The organism is Pseudomonas sp. EA_65y_Pfl1_P113, from assembly GCF_963970525.1.
Taxonomy (GTDB): Bacteria; Pseudomonadota; Gammaproteobacteria; order Pseudomonadales; family Pseudomonadaceae; genus Aquipseudomonas; species Aquipseudomonas tritici.
The window spans coordinates 1-18,553 of the sequence record NZ_CAXAQM010000031.1; the positions used below are offsets into that span (position 1 = coordinate 1).

Genomic DNA, 18,553 nt, shown 5'->3' on the forward strand with positions numbered 1-18,553 from the left:
CAGCAAAGCGATTGAGGTACTCACCGACGCTGGCTCGGCCTACTTGCAAGCTGCCAGCGACTTGGCGGGCAGATAGGCCGACCTCGAATTTAAGACGTAGCACTTCTCGAATCTTACGCATGGATAACCGCTCCACGACGACCTCTCTGCTTCGATAAAAGAGGTCGATGGTAGTGAATTAATCCTGCGTTGCTGCCTGCCTTAAGGGTGGCCGGATGACCGTGGAATGGGTGGCCGGATCATCGTGGAATCAGTGGCCGGATGTTTATGGAATAGGTGGCCGGATGGCCGTGGAATCCGCAAAAAAACTGAAAAAAGCTTGAATATCTGGACATGCGACGTTGTTGGACCGCGAAAATCAAAGCAGCTCAAAGGGTACTTACTTATCGACCCGCTTACGATTTTCAGTGAAGTTCCCTATGACAATGTAAGCCTTTCTCTGAAATCGGAATTGTTGGAATCGCCAGAATGACGACGCCTTTGACGTTAACAGAGGAGTACATTTTTGCGCATGATCTTCGAGAAGCCAGCGCGAAGATCTATCGTGCATCGACCAAAGCACTACTCAAGCATTTCCGAACAACCCCGATTGATCAGATTGATCATCGTGCGGTACTGACATGGAGAAAGAGGGTTCTTGAGAACGGATTATCCAAACGCAGCTGGAACACTTATTCAAATCATCTTCGCACCGTTTGGGGCTATGCCATAGAAAACGGGATGATGACGCATACCACCATCAACCCATTCAAGAAAACCAGCGTTATTCCACCAAAGCGAGCCAGCAAGACAATCAATGGAGACGCCATCCAACGGGCACGCAACTGGCTCACCGGTCTTGTTGGGCAAGAACGCTCTACTCACGAGCGGAGCCAGATAACGCCTGCTTGGTTCTGGCTTGCCGCTTTTGAGATGTTTTATTACACCGGCATTCGGCTGAATGCTCTGTTGTGCCTGCGTTTCAAAGATGTTGACTGGGACAGTCAGATGATCTTGGTCCGGGGTGAAACAGAGAAAACCCATCGCGAATTTTTCCTACCCATCATGGATGGGCTCGCTCCACACCTTTGCAGAATCCTGGGAGAAGCGGAGAAAGTTGGCTTTTCACCGGACGATCAACTTTTTAACGTCAACCGATTCTCCCGGCACTATCACGGCAAGGAAATGAACATCGACCAGGTGGAGTCAATGTACCGCAAGCTCACCGATAAAATCGGCGTGCGGATTACACCTCACCGCTTTAGGCACACCCTTGCGACAGACTTGATGAAGCAGCCAGAGCGAAACATCCATCTAACGAAAAGTCTACTGAACCACTCCAATATAGCGACGACGATGAATTATATCGAAGTAGACTACGACCATATGCGTGTCGTTCTGCATGAGAGAAGCTTGGCTCAGGGTGCTTTGAACCAGGTTAGAAGGGTTGATCCAAGCCGTACCCCCCCGGCTTCATCCGTTACTCCCCCACCCACTCAAATAAGGCTGCCATCGCGAGATAGCGCCCACCCAGAACCCAAGAACCTACCGAACCTACAACAACCAGATACCACGGAAGTCGGTCTTGATCGGCCGAGCAGATCGACTGGCACAGGCGCGCTTCAGAAGGCTCTCGAGCTCGCATCTGCCCAACTACATCGCGGCTCCATGCCACCTGCCATGGAATCGCCAGCCGATCAAATAGAGCAGAGTCTTTTGTTAACGTTAATATCAAGCGGGCTAGGCGCCGGCACATTTAGGAAGCGCACCTCGTCTGAGCGATCAATAGGAATCACTTCGTTCTCTCGAGCATCTCCGTAGCACGACACCTAAGGCAAAACGCACCGTTATAGCGAGCTCTGGTTAATCAGAGGCTTTCGCCTGCCTGCGAAATAATTTTCTGAGAAAACCGCCCTGATACATTAGATTCGAGGTATCTATCTGATCAACAAACGAAAAAAGGCGCCAAAAAGGCGCCTTTTTTCTTGAAAAATGGTCGGGGTAAGGGGATTCGAACTCCTGACATCCTGCTCCCAAAGCAGGCGCGCTACCGGACTGCGCTATACCCCGGTAATAAAAAGGCGACCTTTCAGTCGCCTTCTTCGATCAGTGCTTTTGGCCTCTGATCTTAAGATCTGATTCCAGCGTTAACTGGTCTCAAAAATGGTGGGTCGTGTGGGATTCGAACCTACGACCAATTGGTTAAAAGCCAACTGCTCTACCAACTGAGCTAACGACCCAAATATGGTCGGGGTAAGGGGATTCGAACTCCTGACATCCTGCTCCCAAAGCAGGCGCGCTACCGGACTGCGCTATACCCCGGTTTGAAATTGGCTCCGTGACCAGGACTCGAACCTGGGACCCAATGATTAACAGTCATTTGCTCTACCGACTGAGCTATCACGGAACTACACATTTCAAAGTGTTACTTATTTCAAAGCATTTTTACTGCGGTGCAACCTTCTCTTCGACTTTCCCGTATCGCTACGTTCACGTGTCTGAGGCGCGCTATTCTACAATCTTAAAAACCCCTGTCAACCCTTTAAATTGCTTTTAAGACAATGATTTGCGCTTGTTTCTGATTTCTTCTTGGGGAGAAGAAACCCGTGGGCTGACGTTGCTGCGGGGCGCACTTTACAAGCCTTTGCCTTACAGTTCAACGCCCTATCGAAAAAAAAGGCCCCGCAATGCGAGGCCTTGTCTTATCAGCCAACAGCCTGGGCTCAGTGGAAGACGATTTCGTCGTTTTCCACAGTCGCCGTGACGCTGGTGCCCGGCATGAAGCTACCCGACAGAATCAACTGGGCCAGCGGGTTCTCGATCCAGCGCTGGATCGCACGTTTCAACGGCCGTGCCCCATACACCGGGTCGTAACCAACCGCGATCAATTTCTCCAACGCGTCACTGCCCAGCTCCAGCGACAGTTCGCGCTCAGCCAGACGACTGCGCAGACGCCCCAGCTGGATCTCGGTGATACCCGCGATCTGGTCACGTGCCAGAGGCTCAAAGATCACCACTTCGTCGACCCGGTTGATGAATTCCGGACGGAAGTGCGTGGTCAATGCATCCATTACAGCAGCGCGCTGGCCCTCACGATCACCTACCAGCTCCTGGATCTGCGCCGAGCCCAGGTTGGAGGTCATCACGATCACCGTGTTGCGGAAGTCCACGGTACGCCCGTGACTGTCCGTCAGGCGTCCATCTTCCAGCACTTGCAACAGGATGTTAAACACATCCGGATGCGCCTTCTCGACCTCATCCAGCAGGATCACCGAGTAAGGCTTACGCCGCACGGCTTCGGTCAGGTAACCGCCCTCCTCGTAGCCCACATAGCCTGGTGGGGCGCCAATCAAGCGAGCCACCGAGTGCTTCTCCATGAATTCGGACATATCGATGCGCACCATGGCTTCTTCGGTATCAAAGAGGAACTCGGCCAAGGCTTTGCATAGCTCGGTCTTACCCACGCCGGTCGGGCCGAGGAACATGAACGAACCACTTGGGCGATTCGGGTCGGACAACCCGGCACGGGAACGCCGCACTGCGTTGGACACCGCCACCACGGCCTCTTCCTGACCAATGACCCGCTGGTGCAACAGGCTTTCCATTTTCAACAATTTGTCGCGCTCGCCTTCGAGCATCTTCGACACCGGAATGCCGGTCCACTTGGAAACGACTTCGGCAATTTCTTCCTCGGTCACCTTGCTGCGCAGCAACTGGTTCTCGCTTTTACCGTGCTGATCGACCATCTGCAGGCTGCGCTCCAAGTCCGGGATCACCCCGTATTGCAACTCGGCCATGCGGTTCAGGTCGCCTTTACGACGCGCGGCTTCCAGTTCCTGGCGGGACTGCTCGATCTTTTGCTGGATCTGCGCAGAACCCTGCACTTCAGCTTTCTCCGAGGTCCAGATTTCCTCCAGGTCGGAATACTCGCGCTCCAGACGCACGATTTCTTCCTGAAGTTTTTCCAGACGTTTCTTCGCCGCTTCGTCTTCTTCTTTCTTAAGGGCCTGGGACTCGACTTTCAGTTGAATCAGCCGCCGATCCAGACGGTCGAGTACTTCCGGCTTGGAATCGATTTCCATGCGGATACGGCTGGCCGCTTCGTCGATCAAGTCGATGGCCTTGTCCGGCAACTGACGGTCAGTGATATAGCGATGGCTCAACTTGGCCGCCGCAATGATCGCGCCGTCGGTGATCGCCACCTTGTGGTGAACCTCGTAGCGCTCTTTCAAGCCACGCAGGATCGCGATGGTGTCTTCTTCGCTCGGCTCTTCCACCAGCACTTTCTGGAAGCGACGCTCAAGGGCGGCGTCTTTTTCGATGTACTGGCGATATTCGTTGAGCGTGGTAGCACCGACGCAGTGCAACTCACCCCGCGCCAAGGCAGGCTTGAGCATGTTGCCGGCATCCATGGAGCCCTCACCTTTACCGGCGCCGACCATGGTGTGCAGTTCGTCGATAAACAGAATGATCTGCCCTTCCTGCTTCGACAGTTCATTAAGCAGGGATTTGAGGCGTTCTTCGAACTCACCGCGAAACTTGGCACCTGCAATCAACGACCCCATGTCCAGGGACAGCAGGCGCTTGCCTTTCAGGCCGTCTGGCACTTCGCCATTAATAATGCGCTGAGCCAGGCCTTCGGCAATCGCGGTCTTACCCACACCAGGCTCACCGATCAGCACCGGGTTGTTCTTGGTGCGGCGTTGCAGCACCTGGATAGTGCGACGAATTTCATCGTCACGGCCGATCACCGGGTCAAGCTTGCCCTCTTCGGCACGCTTGGTCAGGTCGACAGTGTATTTATCCAGGGCCTGACGCGACTCCTCGTGGTTGGGGTCGTTTACCGCGTCACCGCCACGTAGGTTGTTGATGGCGTTTTCCAGGGCCTTCTTACTCACGCCCTGGCCCAGCAACAATTTGCCAAGCTTACTGTTCTCGTCCATCGCGGCGAGCAACACCAGCTCACTGGAAATGAACTGGTCGCCTTTCTGCTGGGCCAGACGGTCTGCCTGATTGAGCAGACGCGCCAAGTCCTGGGACATATTCACGTCGCCGGTCGGGTTTTGGATTTTCGGCAGTTGGTCGAGCTCTTTGCTCAACTCCTTGCGCAGGCTGTTGACGTCAAAGCCCACCTGCATCAGCAAGGGCTTGATAGAACCACCTTGCTGTTCCAGAAGTGCATGCATCAGGTGCGCAGGCTCAATGGCCGGATGGTCAAGGCCCACCGCCAAGGATTGGGAGTCTGATAAGGCCAACTGCAATTTGCTGGTTAAACGATCAATACGCATTAGTCACCTTCCTTTTGAGCAGGCCGGAGCTATAAAACATCCTGAATGAAGAAACCTGCCAGATACCCCTATAGATGCGGTCGATTCTGGGAGATTCAAGCTACGGGTAGTTGACGCAGATCAGAAGAGTCTAGCGCTCGAGCCAGATAAGGGAGGCAAACCGACCGGTGCGCGAACTGCGGCGGAAAGAAAAGAAGCGTGGATCGGTCACCGTGCAGAAACCGCCACCGTAAACAGCCGTGACATCGCGCGCGGCAAGGCGCAGACGGGCCAACTGATAGATGTCGGCCATGAACTTGCCGGGAGTGCGGCTGGGCACAAAGGCTTTGGCGGTAATCGGCAGTTGCTGCATGAAGGCTTCACGCACTTCAGGGCCGACTTCGAAGGCCTGTGGGCCAATGGCCGGGCCGAGCCAGACCAACACGTCAGCGGGTTCGGCGTCCAGGCTGTCGAGAGCAGCTTCCAACACGCCTGCCGCCAACCCGCGCCAACCGGCATGGGCAGCCGCCACACGGGTGCCGGCGCGGTTGCAGAACAAAGCGGGCAGGCAATCAGCAGTCATTGCGGTACAGGCAATGCCTGGAGTGCTTGTCCAACTGCCATCGGCTTCGGCAGTCTGGCCAGGATCGGCCTCGACCACCTTGATACCGTGGACTTGGCGCAGCCAAGCCGGCTGTATAACGAAGGCATCGGTAAGCCGACGGCGATTTTCCAGGACGGCGTCCAGGCTGTCCTCGACATGATCGCCCAGATTGAGGCTGTCGAACGGCGCCAGACTGACGCCGCCCGCACGAGTGGTGACGCAGGCCTTCACCTGAGCCGGCGCAGGCCAGTCAGGAATCAGCCAGTCACTCATCCGATAAATGCCTCGCGATCCTGCTTGAGCAGCGACAACAACCAGACCAGATCGTCCGGAAGAGGCGATTCCCAGCTCATCCGCTTACCGCTCGTCGGATGATCCAACTCCAGGAAGCGTGCATGCAGTGCCTGGCGCGGGAAGGATTTAAGCGATTCAACCATTGTCACACTGGCCGCCGGCGGAATACGGAAGCGACCGCCGTAGGCCGGATCTCCGACCAACGGGAAGTTGATGTGCGCCATGTGCACGCGAATCTGGTGCGTGCGGCCGGTTTCCAGCTTGACCCGCACATGCGTGTGGGAGCGGAAACGCTCAAGTACACGGTAATGACTGACAGCTTGCTTGCCGCCCTCCATCACCGCCATACGCTGGCGCTGTTGGCCGTGACGACCGATCGGGGCGTTGATCTTGCCACCTGCCACCACCACGCCGATCACGATGCACTCGTAGATTCGGCTGACGCTGCGGCTTTGCAATTGTGTGACCAACTGCGTCTGCGCCTGAATGGTCTTGGCCACCACCATCAAGCCGGTGGTGTCCTTGTCCAGACGGTGCACGATGCCGCAGCGCGGGACATTGATGATGTCCGGCACGTGGTGCAACAAGGCATTGAGCAAAGTGCCGTCAGCGTGCCCGGCAGCCGGATGAACCACCAGGCCTGCGGGTTTGTTGATGACCAGGATGTCGTCATCTTCATAGACGATGTCCAGCTCAATGTCCTGGGCGACCCATTCTCCCTGGGCTTCCTGCTCGGCAGTCAGCTCAAGAATCGCACCACCATGGACTGTGTCTCGCGGGCGGATAACCGCTCCATCCACAGTCAGGCGGCCGTCTTTGATCCAGGCGGAAAGGCGCGAGCGCGAGTGCTCAGCGAATAATTGTGCGGCGACTTGATCGAGGCGTTGGCCGCCCAATTCGGACGGCACCTCTGCGCGAAGTTCAATTTTATCGGACATGCTCAGACTAGGCGTGGCACAGCCTTTGGTTTCGGCTGCGCGCTTGTGGTTAAATACGGCGTCTTTTGCCCCGAGGCTTTCAACGGGGCGCTCATCATAACAGGACGGCCCCGCCCAAGACAGCGGCCGTCATAGGGACGCAAGCCGCCATGCAAGTGAAACACCTGCTGCTGATCGCCATCCTCGCCATGACTGCTGCTTGCTCGTCAACAAAGGAAGTCGTCGACGAAAACCTGAGCGAAGTCGAGTTGTACCAACAGGCTCAGAAAGACTTGGACAATAATAGCTACACCAGCGCCACAGCGAAGCTGAAGGCACTGGAGTCGCGTTATCCGTTCGGGCGCTACGCCGACCAGGCTCAGCTCGAGCTGATCTACGCCAACTACAAGAACGCCGAGCCAGAAGCTGCCAAGTCCGCCGCCGAGCGTTTTATCCGCCTGCATCCGCAGCACCCGAACGTCGACTACGCCTACTACATGAAGGGCCTGACCTCGTTCGACCAGGACGTTGGCCTGCTGGCGCGCTTCCTGCCGCTGGACATGACCAAGCGTGACCCGGGCGCTGCCCGCGACTCCTACAACGAGTTCGCGCAGCTGACCAGCCGCTATCCCAACAGCCGCTACGCGCCGGACGCCAAGCAGCGCATGATCTACTTGCGCAACCTGCTGGCCTCCTACGAGATCCACGTGGCTCACTACTACCTGACCCGTCAGGCCTATGTAGCTGCCGCCAACCGTGGCCGTTATGTTGTCGAGAACTTCCAGGAAACCCCTTCCGTGGGTGACGGCTTGGCGGTGATGACCGAGGCTTACCAACGTCTGCACCTGGACGAACTGGCCAGCACCAGCCTGGAAACCCTGAAGCTCAACTACCCGGATCACCCGAGCCTGAAAGATGGCCAGTTGGTGCCTCAGGTTGCCGAAGCCGACAACCGTTCGTGGCTGAGCAAGTACACTCTGGGCCTGATTGAGTCCCGTCCACCGCTGCCGCCGGGCGAAACCCGCGCCAACCAGGACGTGATCAAGCAGTACCAGGACGCCAAGGACGCTATCCCTTCGGACCTCAAGCCGCATGACGAGAACGGCGACGTGATCGAAGAGGAAGAGCCACAGGCCCTGGGCAACAACCAGGACCGCTCATGGTTCAGCTACATGACCTTTGGTGTGTTTGACTGATTGCACCCTGCGTCATCAAGAAGGAGCCTTTCGAGGCTCCTTTTTTGTGAGCGGTATTATTGCGCTGTGCGCCTGGCACGTCCTTGGCTAAACTGGCGCATTCCTTGTCGAGAAACTGCCCATCATGCTTCGTCTACTGTTCTGGATTGCCGTCATTGCCGCTGCAGTATGGTTCTGGCGCAAATTCAAAAGTCCGGCCGCCAAACAGCAACGCGCCAGTGAGCCCGACGCCGCCTTGATGGTGCGCTGCGCCCACTGCGGCGTGCACCTGCCGCAGGATCGCGCCTTGAGCTCGCGCCAGGAGTGGTATTGCACCCAGGCGCATCTTGAGCAGGGGCCGACGTCTATCCAGCGCTGATCCGCCCCTCAGGCGCATAAGGCGCCGGGTCGATGATCGGCGTACGCGCCAGCAGCAAGTCAGCAAACAATTGGCAGGACGCCGGCGCAAGCACCAGGCCGTTGCGGTAATGCCCGCAGTTGAGCCACAACCCGTTGAAGCCCGGCACGCGGCCGATGTAAGGGATACCTTCCGGCGAACCTGGGCGCAATCCGGCCCAGTGCCCAACAACCTCGGCGTCCGCCAAGGCAGGAATCAACTCAACCGCTGACGCCTTGAGGCTTTCCAGCGCTGTTTCAGTGGGGGTCTTGTCGAAGCCTTCATGCTCCAGCGTACTGCCGATCAGGATGTGCCCGTCACGCCGAGGGATCGCATATCGCCCCTTGGCCAGGACCATGCTCGACAGGAAGTCCGATGCGCATTTGTACAGGATCATCTGGCCTTTGACCGGTTCCACCGGTAGCGCCAAGCCCAGCGTGCCCAGCAACTCACCGCTCCAGGCGCCCGCCGCAAGGACGACCTGATCACCGAAGATCGGGCCATCGGCCGTCTTCACGCCCACCACATTGCCAGCGTCCAGGACAAACCCGGTTACTTCACACTGTTCATGAAGGGTCACACCGGGCAACGCCAGCAGTGCAGCCTTGAGGGATTTGACAAGGCGCGGGTTGCGCACATTGGCGACGTTGGCCATGTAGATCGCCTGGGAGTACCCGCTGCCCAGCACCGGAACGGCATCATGGGCGGCTGATACATCCACTTTGCTCAATGGCCGGCCTTCACGTGCAGCCCAAGCCAAGGCTTCGGCTTCGTCGTCCAAGTCCAGCCAGTACAGCCCAGTGGTGTGCACCTCAGGGTCGACACCCGTCGCAGCAAACAAACGCTCTGCGAGCTGTGGATAAAAATCCTGGGACCAATGCGCCAGCGCGGTGACTGCCGAGCTATAGCGCCACGGGTACAGCGGCGAAATAATCCCGCCGCCCGCCCAGGAAGACTCCTGCCCCAACCCCGCGCGCTCCAGCAGCACCACCGCTTGCCCTTGGGTCGCCAGGTTGAACGCCGTCAACAAGCCGATGACCCCGCCACCGACTATCACTACCTGCTGTTGCTCTGCCATCATTTGATCCAGCCGATAAATAGGAACAAGCGCACCCGGCGCCCAATCATCCAGCACCCTCATTATTGCCCCCAGCACAGCTTGCGCGACATGTCCGGCGCGGCGCCCGGATTGGACCGCGCAGCGGTGCTGGTCAGGCTGAAGTCGCCGCAAGGGTCGCCGACCATTATCGAGTCGACAGCAGGCGTAGCAACCAACTGGAAATCCTGAGGGTTCAATGCAGCGCTGATTCTATAGCGATCATTGCCCGCACTGACGCCGTTCGCGTCAATAAAAGTGCCGTTCCTCGTATAAAAGCGCTCCAGGTGTTGAGCTTGCTCGGTCAACAACGCGACGATTTCAGCGCGATACACCCTTTTCATATGGCCGGTGTATCCGGGATAAGCGATCCCAGCGAGAACCGCGATGAGCGCCACAGCGATCAGTAACTCGATCAGGGTGAAACCCTGGCTATCCATGCCCATTACATTGCTCCTTATTGAAGTTGCCGCCATGCCACACGCCGAAAACGCGAGCCACCCTCCTCGTCCACCCGTACGTAGACGCTCTCCAGCACCGTGCGCAACTGGCCGCTCAGCCCCACAGCTGTCACTCGATACACCGCAGCGCGGGTTTGCGGCGGTAAATGGACCACCCCTACTGCGGGGCCCAGGAATTGAATGCCGTATACACCGCCCTTAAGCGCAACCCAGGTGACGCCAGAAACGGGGTCCACTCCCGCTCCGACCACTGACAATGCTGCTTGCGGCGGCGCACAGGCAACCATCGACGGGCACAACGGCAGCGCCGCGAATGACCGCTGTATGGCCTGTTCACCGCGCCTCAAGCCACTCTCGGCACTTTGCAGCGACTGATTGCGCTGCCAGAGACTACCGGCGATCTTTTGGTGGGTGACTGCGCCTTGTATCGACGACAAACCGATCAGCGACACCAGCAACAGGAACACCAGGCTGGTCAGCAGAACCATGCCCGCCTGGCGCAAACGAATACCCTCCGTGAGCATCATGGTGGCTTACCCCAGACGGTTTCGCAGCGCCGCCACGACGCTGTAGGTTTGATCTTTAACCCGTTCGGCCGGATCTCGCAGCGTCATCAGGATGCGAACACTGCGTATCAGGGATACATCGGCGGGACTCGAGTCGTAGCGCACTACCTCCGTTGATGCGGCTTTGGCCACCACGCCAAAGCTGATATCAAAAGCCTGCACATTATCCACCAGCACTGTCTTGGCGGGCGCCGCAGGCGTGCTGACCTTTAATTGGCCTGCTTCGAAGATGTACGTGAGCTGGCGCAGTGCAAAACGGATCTGTCCGGGTGCAGGCACAGGGGAATTTCCGGCATACGCTTGGGCGCTGCCTGTGCAGTCAGACAGCACCGTCCAATCGGGTTTGCCACTCTCATTGCCGACATCCGCGGTCACCAGCGTCAGCGACTTTGCACCCGCCCCGGCACTCCAACTGACAGGCCGATCAAAGGCCGGAGGAGCGTTGTCGATAAACTCCGTGGCCAAACAGCCAAACATGCCCACCTGACGGATATCCTGGGTCATCTTGCCCAGCAAGAACCGTGCATCATCCTGCAGCATCATGGCGGCCTGCTGGCTGTCGTGGGTGGTCCTGGAACTGATCGCCACCTGGCTGACCCCTAGCACGAGCACCAAGCCCATCGCCAAAGCCAACAGCAATTCCACCAAGCTGAAACCTCGAGTGCGACGCCTCATTGCGTCACCCCCGGCTTATCACTGACGCGACTGGTCAGAATGAATGTTTCCCGAGCACCCGGGCTGTTAGCGCCTCTGCTGTCATCCCAACTGATACTGACAGTGGCTTCGTTTGCACTGATCGACACCGCGCCCTTCGCGCTATCCCCAGCGAAGCCGAGAATATTAGCCTCGAAATCATGCAGGTCCTGGTCGCGCACGCTGGCGGTAGCGCTGCTCGCCGGGGCATGCTCGGACCGATCCCATGCGTAATCGGCAGCGGAATTGGCGCGGATTCGGTCGAGCATGTCGTAGGCAATGAAACTGGCCTGGCTGGTCATCCTGGAACTGTCGGTGTATTTCAGCGCATTGAGCTGGATCACCGCCGCACCCAACAGCCCGATGGTGAGAATCAGCACCGCAACCAACACCTCGATCAGCGTCATGCCGAGCTGATGCCGCGCTAAGGCGTGGGAAAAACGGGTGTTTGGGCAGGCAAGCATTACCGTCGTCATCCGTGTCGAAGGCCAGAAAAAAGCAGCTGAAATCTGCTGTACGGCCCAAGACTAGCGTCGGTTTTTCTCCCGCGCTGCTCCAGGAACAAAGCGAAATACTTTGGACATAAAGGCCACCATCTAGCACCACAGCACGGGCGCTATACCTATGGCTGTACTCAAATCCATGGAGGGATGGCATATGCGACAACGAGGTTTCACCCTGATTGAACTGCTACTCGGACTGATCGTGAGCAGCATCCTGGCTAACCTGGCAGTGCCCAGTTTCAAGAGCCTGCTGGAGTCACAGCAAAGACATAGCGCGGCACAGTCCTTAGCGGGAGGGCTGCGCTACGCACGCACCGAAGCCGTCGCACGCAACCGAGCGGTGGTCATTCACGCGCTGGACGACGACTGGAGCCGGGGTTGGCGGGTGATCGTGGATGAGAGCGGACGCGGCCACTTGGACGATAAAAACCCGGTACTGCTGGAGCGCCAGGACAGCGGGAAGGTACCGATCGTCGGCAATGGCCCGCTCAAGAACCAGGTGCGCTTCAGCAGGCTGGGCGAGCCAATATTTTCAGGGGGAGGATTTCGTGCAGGTACTGTGCATGTGTGCGACTCGGAGAAGCCACAGAGCCTGTATCAGGTCGTACTGGCGCCCAGCGGGCGCATCAGCCTGCGCAGCGACCGCGCCGAGCAGGCATTGTGCCGGAGCTACTCCGGCACCCGGGTAATCAGAGCAGCGAGCGAACCCGCAGCTCCTTGGGCATGGAGAACGTGATGTTTTCTTCGCGCCCCGCCAGTTCGTCCGCACCGGTGGCCCCCCACGCATGCAACTGCTGGATAACGCCGCGCACCAGCACTTCCGGGGCCGAAGCGCCCGCCGTGATACCAATGCGCTCGACGCCATCGAACCAGCTGCGCTGCATGTCTTCGGCGCCGTCGATCAGGTACGCAGGGGTTGCCATGCGCTCAGCCAGCTCACGCAGGCGGTTGGAGTTGGAGCTATTAGGGCTGCCGACCACCAGGACCACGTCACATTCATTGGCCAGTTGCTTGACCGCGTCCTGCCGGTTTTGGGTGGCGTAGCAGATGTCGTCCTTGCGCGGCCCGCCGATGGCCGGGAAGCGACTGCGCAGCGCGTCGATAACACGGCTGGTGTCGTCCATGGACAAAGTGGTCTGGGTCACGAACGCCAGGCGTTCAGGGTTTTGCACCTGAAGATTGGCAACATCCTTTTCGTCTTCGACCAGGTAGATAGCCCCGCCATTGCTGGCATCGTACTGGCCCATGGTGCCTTCAACTTCCGGGTGGCCGGCATGGCCGATCAGGATGCACTCTCGACCGTCACGGCTGTAGCGCGCGACTTCGATGTGCACCTTGGTGACCAACGGGCAGGTGGCATCGAAGACTTTCAGGCCACGGCCTGCCGCTTCGGTACGCACGGCCTGGGAAACACCGTGGGCGCTGAAGATGACGATTACGTCGTCCGGCACCTGGTCCAGCTCTTCGACAAAGATGGCACCGCGCGCGCGCAGGTCCTCGACCACGAATTTGTTGTGGACGACTTCATGGCGCACGTAAATCGGCGGCCCGAAGACTTCCAGGGCGCGATTGACGATTTCGATCGCCCGGTCCACACCCGCGCAGAAGCCACGGGGGTTGGCGAGTTTGATTTGCATGCTGTGCCTCGTGTCTTGCAGCCACTTAGGGTCAAGTTTGACGCTAACTCAACTGACAATGAAGATCAAAGGTGGGAGCGGGCTTGCTCGCGAAAGCGGTGGGTCAGTGGACATATGCATAACTGACAGAGCGCATTCGCGAGCAAGTCGAAACGTCGCGCCGCCCCTCCCACAGTTTTAACCGCGTCCTCGGTCAGAGCGCTTTAACGTCGATGATTTCAACGTCAAAGGTCAAGGTTTTACCGGCCAGCGGGTGGTTGAAGTCGATGGTCACTTGCGCGTCATCGAAGGTTTTCACCACGCCGGGCAGCTCGGTATTCGCCGCATCGTTGAAGATCACCAGCAGGCCTTCCGACAGGTCCATGTCCTGGAACTGCGAACGCGGGATGATTTGCACGTTTTGCGGGTTAGGCTGGCCAAAGGCGTTTTCCGGCAGGATCTGCAGGGTACGCTTGTCACCCGCCTTGAAGCCGAACAGGGCCGCTTCGAAACCCGGCAGCAGGTTGCCGTCGCCCACCTTGAAGGTAGCCGGGGCTTTGTCGAACGTGCTGTCGACCGTGTCGCCATTCTCCAGGCGCAGTGCGAAATGCAAGGTGACTTCCGTGTTCTGGCCGATGCGTTGCTCAGCCAATACCTGATCAGTCATTGACGGTCTCTCCGGTTTTCTTACTTTTGAACATGTCCAACGCCAGCATGATTGCACCGACGGTGATGGCACTGTCGGCAAAATTGAACGCTGGGAAGTACCAACGGTTCTGCCAATGCACCAAGATGAAGTCAATCACATGGCCCAGGGCAATGCGATCGTACAGGTTGCCTAGCGCGCCACCCAACACCAGAGCCAAGGCGATCGCCAACCAGGTGTCATCGCGCCCAAGACGCTTGAGCCACACTACCAGCACCGCACTGACCACCACCGCGATCACGGCGAACAGCCAGCGCTGCCAGCCGCCTCCTTCAGCGAGGAAGCTGAAGGCCGCGCCGGTGTTGTAGGCCAGGGTCCAGCTGAAGTAATCCGGGATGACTACGATCTGCTGGAACATTTCCAGAGTGCCCTCGAAATGAGCCTTGCTGATCTGGTCAATGACCAGCACCAGCAAGCTCAATACGAGCCAGCCCAGACGTCCGAAACGACCGGCATTAGGCATAGTGGCGAACCTCACCAGCACCGCTGATGTTGTCGACACAACGACCGCAGATTTCCGGATGCTCCGGGTTCACGCCGACGTCTTCACGGCAGTGCCAGCAACGGGCGCACTTGGCGAAGGCCGACTTGACCACTTTGAGCTTGAGGCCCGGAACTTCGGTGGCAACCGCGTCTGCCGGAGCCTGGGCAAACGGTGCCAGGCTCGCGGTGGAGGTGATCAGCACGAAGCGCAGTTCGTTGCTCAGCTTGGCCAGGTCGGCGGTCAGGCCTTCCTCGGCAAACAGCGTGACTTCGGCTTGCAGGTTGCCACCGACAGCCTTGGCCGCACGTTGCACTTCCAGCTCCTTGTTCACCGCAACCTTGATGGCCATTACACCTTCCCAATACTCGCGGCCCAGTTCGAAGTCGGCCGGCAGTTCGGTCAGGCCTTCGTACCAGGTGTTGAGCATCACGGACTCGTTACGCTCGCCCGGCAGGTATTCCCACAGTTCGTCGGCGGTGAACGCCAGGATCGGCGCGATCCAGCGCACCAGCGCTTCGCTGATGTGATACAGCGCAGTCTGCGCCGAGCGGCGTGCCTTGCTGTTGGCGCCAGTGGTGTACTGGCGATCCTTGATGATGTCGAGGTAGAAACCACCCAGCTCCTGCACGCAGAAGTTGTGGATCTTCGAATAGACGTTCCAGAAGCGGTATTCGCCGTAGCTCTCCTGCAACTCACGCTGCAGCAACAGGGTACGGTCCACAGCCCAACGGTCCAGGGCGAGCATGTCCTCGGCCGGCAGGATGTCGGTGGCCGGGTTGAAACCGGTCAGGTTCGACAGCAGGAAGCGTGCGGTATTTCGGATACGGCGGTAGGCATCGGCGCTACGAGCCAGGATCTGATCCGACACGGCGATCTCGCCCGAATAGTCGGTCGACGCTACCCACAGACGCATAATGTCGGCGCCCAGGGTCTCGTTGATCTTTTTCGGCTCGATCACGTTCTTCAACGACTTGGACATCTTGCGGCCCGTCTCGTCGACGGTGAAGCCGTGCGTCAGCAGTTCGCGGTACGGCGCGTGGTCATCGATGGCGCAACCGGTCAGAAGCGACGAGTGGAACCAGCCACGGTGTTGGTCCGAACCTTCCAGGTACAAGTCGGCACGCGGACCAGTCTCGTGGCCCATGGGGTGTGAGCCGCGCAGGACGTGCCAATGGGTGGTACCGGAGTCGAACCACACGTCGAGGGTGTCGCTGATCTTGTCGTACTGCGGCGCTTCATCACCCAGCAGTTCGGCGGCGTCCATCTTGAACCAGGCTTCGATGCCTTCCTGTTCAACGCGCTGGGCGACGATTTCCATCAGTTCAACGGTACGTGGGTGCAGCTCGCCGCTTTCCTTGTTCAGGAAGAACGGGATCGGCACGCCCCAGTTACGCTGGCGGGAGATGCACCAGTCCGGACGATTGGCGATCATCGAGTGCAGGCGCGCCTGGCCCCAGGCCGGGACGAACTTGGTTTCTTCGATAGCCTTGATCGCGCGGTTACGCAGGGTGTCGCCGCGGGTCGGCTCTTTGTCCATGCCGATGAACCACTGCGCGGTGGCGCGGTAGATCAGCGGAGTCTTGTGGCGCCAGCAATGCATGTAGCTGTGCTGGATGGTGGCGGTTTGCATCAGCGCACCGACTTCACGCAGCTTTTCGATGATCGGCTGGTCGGCCTTGAAGATGAACTGGCCGCCGAAGAACTCCAGCGACGGCACGTAGACGCCGTTGCTCTGCACCGGGTTGATAATGTCGTCGTTGACCAGGCCGTACTTCTTGCAGATCACGAAGTCGTCCACGCCGTAGGCCGGCGAGCAGTGAACAACGCCAGTACCCGAACCCAGTTCGACGTAGTCAGCCAGGTACACCGGCGACAGGCGGTCATAGAATGGGTGACGGAAGTTGATCAGTTCCAGCGCAGAGCCGGTGGTGGTGGCGATCACCGAACCTTGCAGCTCGTAACGCGCCAGGCAAGCCTCGACCATTTCTTCAGCGAGCACGAGCAGGCGGTCACCGACGTCTACCAAGGCGTAGGTGAATTCCGGGTGCACGTTCAGCGCCTGGTTGGCCGGAATGGTCCACGGGGTGGTGGTCCAGATCACGATGGCAGCCGGTTTGCTCAGGCTTGCCAGGCCGAAAGCCTGGGCCAACTTGGCGTCTTCGGCGATCGGGAAGGCCACGTCGATGGTCGAGGACTTCTTGTCTTCGTACTCGACTTCCGCCTCAGCCAGGGCCGAACCACAGTCGAAGCACCAGTTCACAGGCTTGAGGCCCTTGAACACGAAACCACCTTTGACGATTTCGGCCAAGGCGCGGATTTCACCGGCCTCGTTCTTGAAGTTCATGGTCTTGTACGGGTTGTCCCACTCGCCCAACACACCCAGGCGGATGAATTCGGACTTCTGCCCTTCGATCTGCTCGGTGGCGTAGGCACGGCAGAGTTCACGGGTTTTATCCGCGCCCAGGTTCTTGCCGTAGGTCACTTCGACTTTGTGTTCGATCGGCAGGCCGTGGCAGTCCCACCCCGGGACGTACGGCGCGTCGAAGCCCGACAGGGTTTTCGAGCGCAGGATCATGTCTTTGAGAATTTTATTGAGCGCATGACCGATGTGAATCGTGCCATTGGCATAAGGAGGGCCGTCGTGCAGGACGAACTTCGGACGATCCTTGCCAATTTCGCGCAACTTTCCGTACAGGCCAATACTGTCCCAGCGCTGCAGGATCTGCGGTTCGCGCTGTGGCAGGCCGGCCTTCATTGGGAAGGCGGTGTCCGGAAGGTTTAGCGTGGCTTTATAGTCGGTCATTTAAGGCTCTTCGGTTAGCGATGGGCGCTAGGTGCGGCTAGTGCACGGGCGGCGGCGACATCCGCATTGATCGCCGTTTTCAACGCCTCAAGGGAGGCGAAACGCTGCTCTTCACGCAGCTTCTGGTGGAAAACCACCGTCAAACGCCGGTCATACAGATCACCGGCAAAATCCAAAAGGTGAACTTCCAGGTGGGCCTTGCCATCACCTGCAACCGTGGGCCTGACGCCTATGTTGGCGACTCCCGGCCACGCTTGGCCGTCGATGTCGACGCTCACCAGATACACACCGGTCAGCGGCACACGACGACGTTTGAGTTGCACGTTGGCGGTTGGCGTGCCCAATTGGCGCGCCAGCTTCTGGCCGTGCAGGACCCGACCGGCAATGCGGAACGGGCGACCGAGCAAACGCTCGGCCAAAGCGAAGTCGGCAGCGGCCAGGGCGTTACGCACCTGGGTACTGCTCACGCGCAGGCCATCCAGTTCGACGGTTTGCGCGGCTTCGACGGTAAACCCCTGGTTGGCGCCGGCCTGTTGCAGGAAATCGAAATCCCCGACGCGGTCGCAACCAAAGCGGAAGTCGTCACCGACCTCCAAATGCTGCACGCCCAGGCCATCGACCAGGATGCGTTCGACAAACTCGGCGGCGCTCAGGCTTTGCAAGCGCTGGTTGAAAGCCAGGCAAAGGACGCGGTCCACACCTTCTTCAGCCAGCAATTGCAGCTTGTCCCGCAAGCGGGCAAGACGCGCCGGCGCTGTCTCGGGGGTAAAGTATTCACGCGGCTGCGGCTCAAAAATCACCACGCAGCTGGGCACGCCCAACTCGACTGCACGCTCGCGCAGCCGGGCCAGGATAGCCTGGTGACCACGGTGAACACCGTCAAAGTTGCCAATAGTGGCGACGCAGCCCCGATGTCCAGGGCGCAGGTTGTGAAGACCTCGAACCAGCTGCATAACGCGCTTCTTGCTCATAAAGTGGTCGATTATAACCAC

At 58.6% G+C, this 18,553-nt stretch carries 17 protein-coding genes, 4 tRNA genes and 1 pseudogene; 5 read left to right on the forward strand and 17 right to left on the reverse strand.

The genetic code is table 11. From position 1 onward, the window contains the following. Positions 1-301: 301 nt before the first annotated feature. Positions 302-472, forward strand: a pseudogene (locus AACY52_RS22370) (conjugal transfer nickase/helicase domain-containing protein); the annotation flags it as partial. After that, the gene (gene xerC, locus AACY52_RS22375; RefSeq protein ID WP_339560793.1) at positions 469-1,800 is read left to right on the forward strand and encodes a site-specific integrase; all 1,332 of its coding nucleotides are present in this window, start codon (positions 469-471) and stop codon (positions 1,798-1,800) included. The pseudogene AACY52_RS22370 and the gene xerC, both read left to right, overlap by 4 nt. 172 nt (positions 1,801-1,972) lie before the next feature. Here xerC and AACY52_RS22380 read toward each other — a convergent pair. From AACY52_RS22380 to rluD, 7 genes are all read right to left on the reverse strand, one after another. Further along, a tRNA-Pro gene (locus tag AACY52_RS22380) sits at positions 1,973-2,049 on the reverse strand. Between the two features lie 94 nt (positions 2,050-2,143). Continuing rightward, positions 2,144-2,219: transfer RNA gene (locus tag AACY52_RS22385), tRNA-Lys, on the reverse strand. A gap of 5 nt (positions 2,220-2,224) precedes the next feature. Further along, a tRNA-Pro gene (locus AACY52_RS22390) sits at positions 2,225-2,301 on the reverse strand. Positions 2,302-2,310: 9 nt separating this feature from the next. Continuing rightward, positions 2,311-2,386 (reverse strand) — tRNA-Asn (locus tag AACY52_RS22395). Between the two features lie 316 nt (positions 2,387-2,702). Further along, positions 2,703-5,267 (reverse strand): ATP-dependent chaperone ClpB, encoded by a 2,565-nt coding sequence (gene clpB / locus AACY52_RS22400; protein ID WP_339419512.1) that lies wholly within the window; start codon positions 5,265-5,267, stop codon positions 2,703-2,705. Positions 5,268-5,397: 130 nt separating this feature from the next. Further along, positions 5,398-6,123 (reverse strand): peptidoglycan editing factor PgeF, encoded by a 726-nt coding sequence (gene pgeF, locus AACY52_RS22405; RefSeq protein ID WP_339419514.1) that lies wholly within the window; start codon positions 6,121-6,123, stop codon positions 5,398-5,400. Next, a complete protein-coding gene (gene rluD / locus AACY52_RS22410) occupies positions 6,120-7,082 on the reverse strand; it encodes a 23S rRNA pseudouridine(1911/1915/1917) synthase RluD (RefSeq protein ID WP_049710064.1) in 963 nt (320 codons plus the stop codon). Before rluD ends, pgeF begins: the two co-directional genes overlap by 4 nt. Positions 7,083-7,231: 149 nt before the next feature. Here rluD and AACY52_RS22415 point away from each other — a divergent pair, with 149 nt between their 5' ends. Beyond that, positions 7,232-8,257 carry an outer membrane protein assembly factor BamD gene (locus AACY52_RS22415; protein ID WP_339419516.1) on the forward strand — a complete coding sequence of 342 codons (1,026 nt, stop codon included), beginning with the start codon at positions 7,232-7,234 and terminating at the stop codon, positions 8,255-8,257. Between the two features lie 124 nt (positions 8,258-8,381). Beyond that, positions 8,382-8,615, forward strand: a complete 234-nt coding sequence (locus tag AACY52_RS22420; RefSeq protein ID WP_339419518.1) for a PP0621 family protein — start codon at positions 8,382-8,384, stop codon at positions 8,613-8,615. Here AACY52_RS22420 and thiO read toward each other — a convergent pair. The 5 genes from thiO to pilV all read right to left on the reverse strand — a co-directional run bounded on the left by thiO (position 8,602) and on the right by pilV (position 11,913). After that, on the reverse strand, positions 8,602-9,711 hold the full coding sequence (gene thiO / locus AACY52_RS22425; protein ID WP_339560794.1) for a glycine oxidase ThiO: 1,110 nt from the start codon (positions 9,709-9,711) through the stop codon (positions 8,602-8,604). The two genes, AACY52_RS22420 and thiO, sit on opposite strands and share 14 nt — an antisense overlap. Before the next feature lie 62 nt (positions 9,712-9,773). Further along, positions 9,774-10,175 (reverse strand): type IV pilin protein, encoded by a 402-nt coding sequence (locus tag AACY52_RS22430; RefSeq protein ID WP_339419521.1) that lies wholly within the window; start codon positions 10,173-10,175, stop codon positions 9,774-9,776. A gap of 11 nt (positions 10,176-10,186) precedes the next feature. Continuing rightward, a complete protein-coding gene (locus AACY52_RS22435) occupies positions 10,187-10,717 on the reverse strand; it encodes a PilX N-terminal domain-containing pilus assembly protein (protein ID WP_339560795.1) in 531 nt (176 codons plus the stop codon). A 6-nt stretch (positions 10,718-10,723) separates the two neighbouring features. Next, entirely contained in the window at positions 10,724-11,431 is a 708-nt protein-coding gene (locus tag AACY52_RS22440; protein WP_339427184.1) for a prepilin-type N-terminal cleavage/methylation domain-containing protein, read from the reverse strand. After that, on the reverse strand, positions 11,428-11,913 hold the full coding sequence (pilV, locus tag AACY52_RS22445; RefSeq protein ID WP_339419527.1) for a type IV pilus modification protein PilV: 486 nt from the start codon (positions 11,911-11,913) through the stop codon (positions 11,428-11,430). The genes AACY52_RS22440 and pilV overlap by 4 nt, the downstream gene beginning before the upstream one ends. A gap of 193 nt (positions 11,914-12,106) precedes the next feature. Between pilV and AACY52_RS22450 the strand changes: the two genes are divergently transcribed. Next, positions 12,107-12,688, forward strand: coding sequence for a GspH/FimT family pseudopilin (locus tag AACY52_RS22450; protein ID WP_339436851.1), 582 nt, complete (start codon positions 12,107-12,109; stop codon positions 12,686-12,688). Here the strand turns inward: AACY52_RS22450 and ispH are convergent. The 5 genes from ispH to ribF form a co-directional block, all read right to left on the reverse strand. Beyond that, the gene (ispH, locus tag AACY52_RS22455) at positions 12,642-13,589 is read right to left on the reverse strand and encodes a 4-hydroxy-3-methylbut-2-enyl diphosphate reductase (RefSeq protein ID WP_049710073.1); all 948 of its coding nucleotides are present in this window, start codon (positions 13,587-13,589) and stop codon (positions 12,642-12,644) included. The genes AACY52_RS22450 and ispH overlap by 47 nt on opposite strands. A 193-nt stretch (positions 13,590-13,782) precedes the next feature. After that, entirely contained in the window at positions 13,783-14,220 is a 438-nt protein-coding gene (fkpB, locus tag AACY52_RS22460) for an FKBP-type peptidyl-prolyl cis-trans isomerase (RefSeq protein WP_010213263.1), read from the reverse strand. 7 nt (positions 14,221-14,227) lie between these two features. Further along, the gene (lspA, locus tag AACY52_RS22465; protein ID WP_339436852.1) at positions 14,228-14,737 is read right to left on the reverse strand and encodes a signal peptidase II; all 510 of its coding nucleotides are present in this window, start codon (positions 14,735-14,737) and stop codon (positions 14,228-14,230) included. Beyond that, complete coding sequence (gene ileS, locus AACY52_RS22470) at positions 14,730-17,561, reverse strand: isoleucine--tRNA ligase (protein ID WP_339419534.1); 2,832 nt, start codon at positions 17,559-17,561, stop codon at positions 14,730-14,732. The genes lspA and ileS overlap by 8 nt, the downstream gene beginning before the upstream one ends. Positions 17,562-17,575: 14 nt before the next feature. Then, positions 17,576-18,514, reverse strand: coding sequence for a bifunctional riboflavin kinase/FAD synthetase (ribF, locus tag AACY52_RS22475; RefSeq protein ID WP_339427185.1), 939 nt, complete (start codon positions 18,512-18,514; stop codon positions 17,576-17,578). Positions 18,515-18,553: the final 39 nt, after the last annotated feature.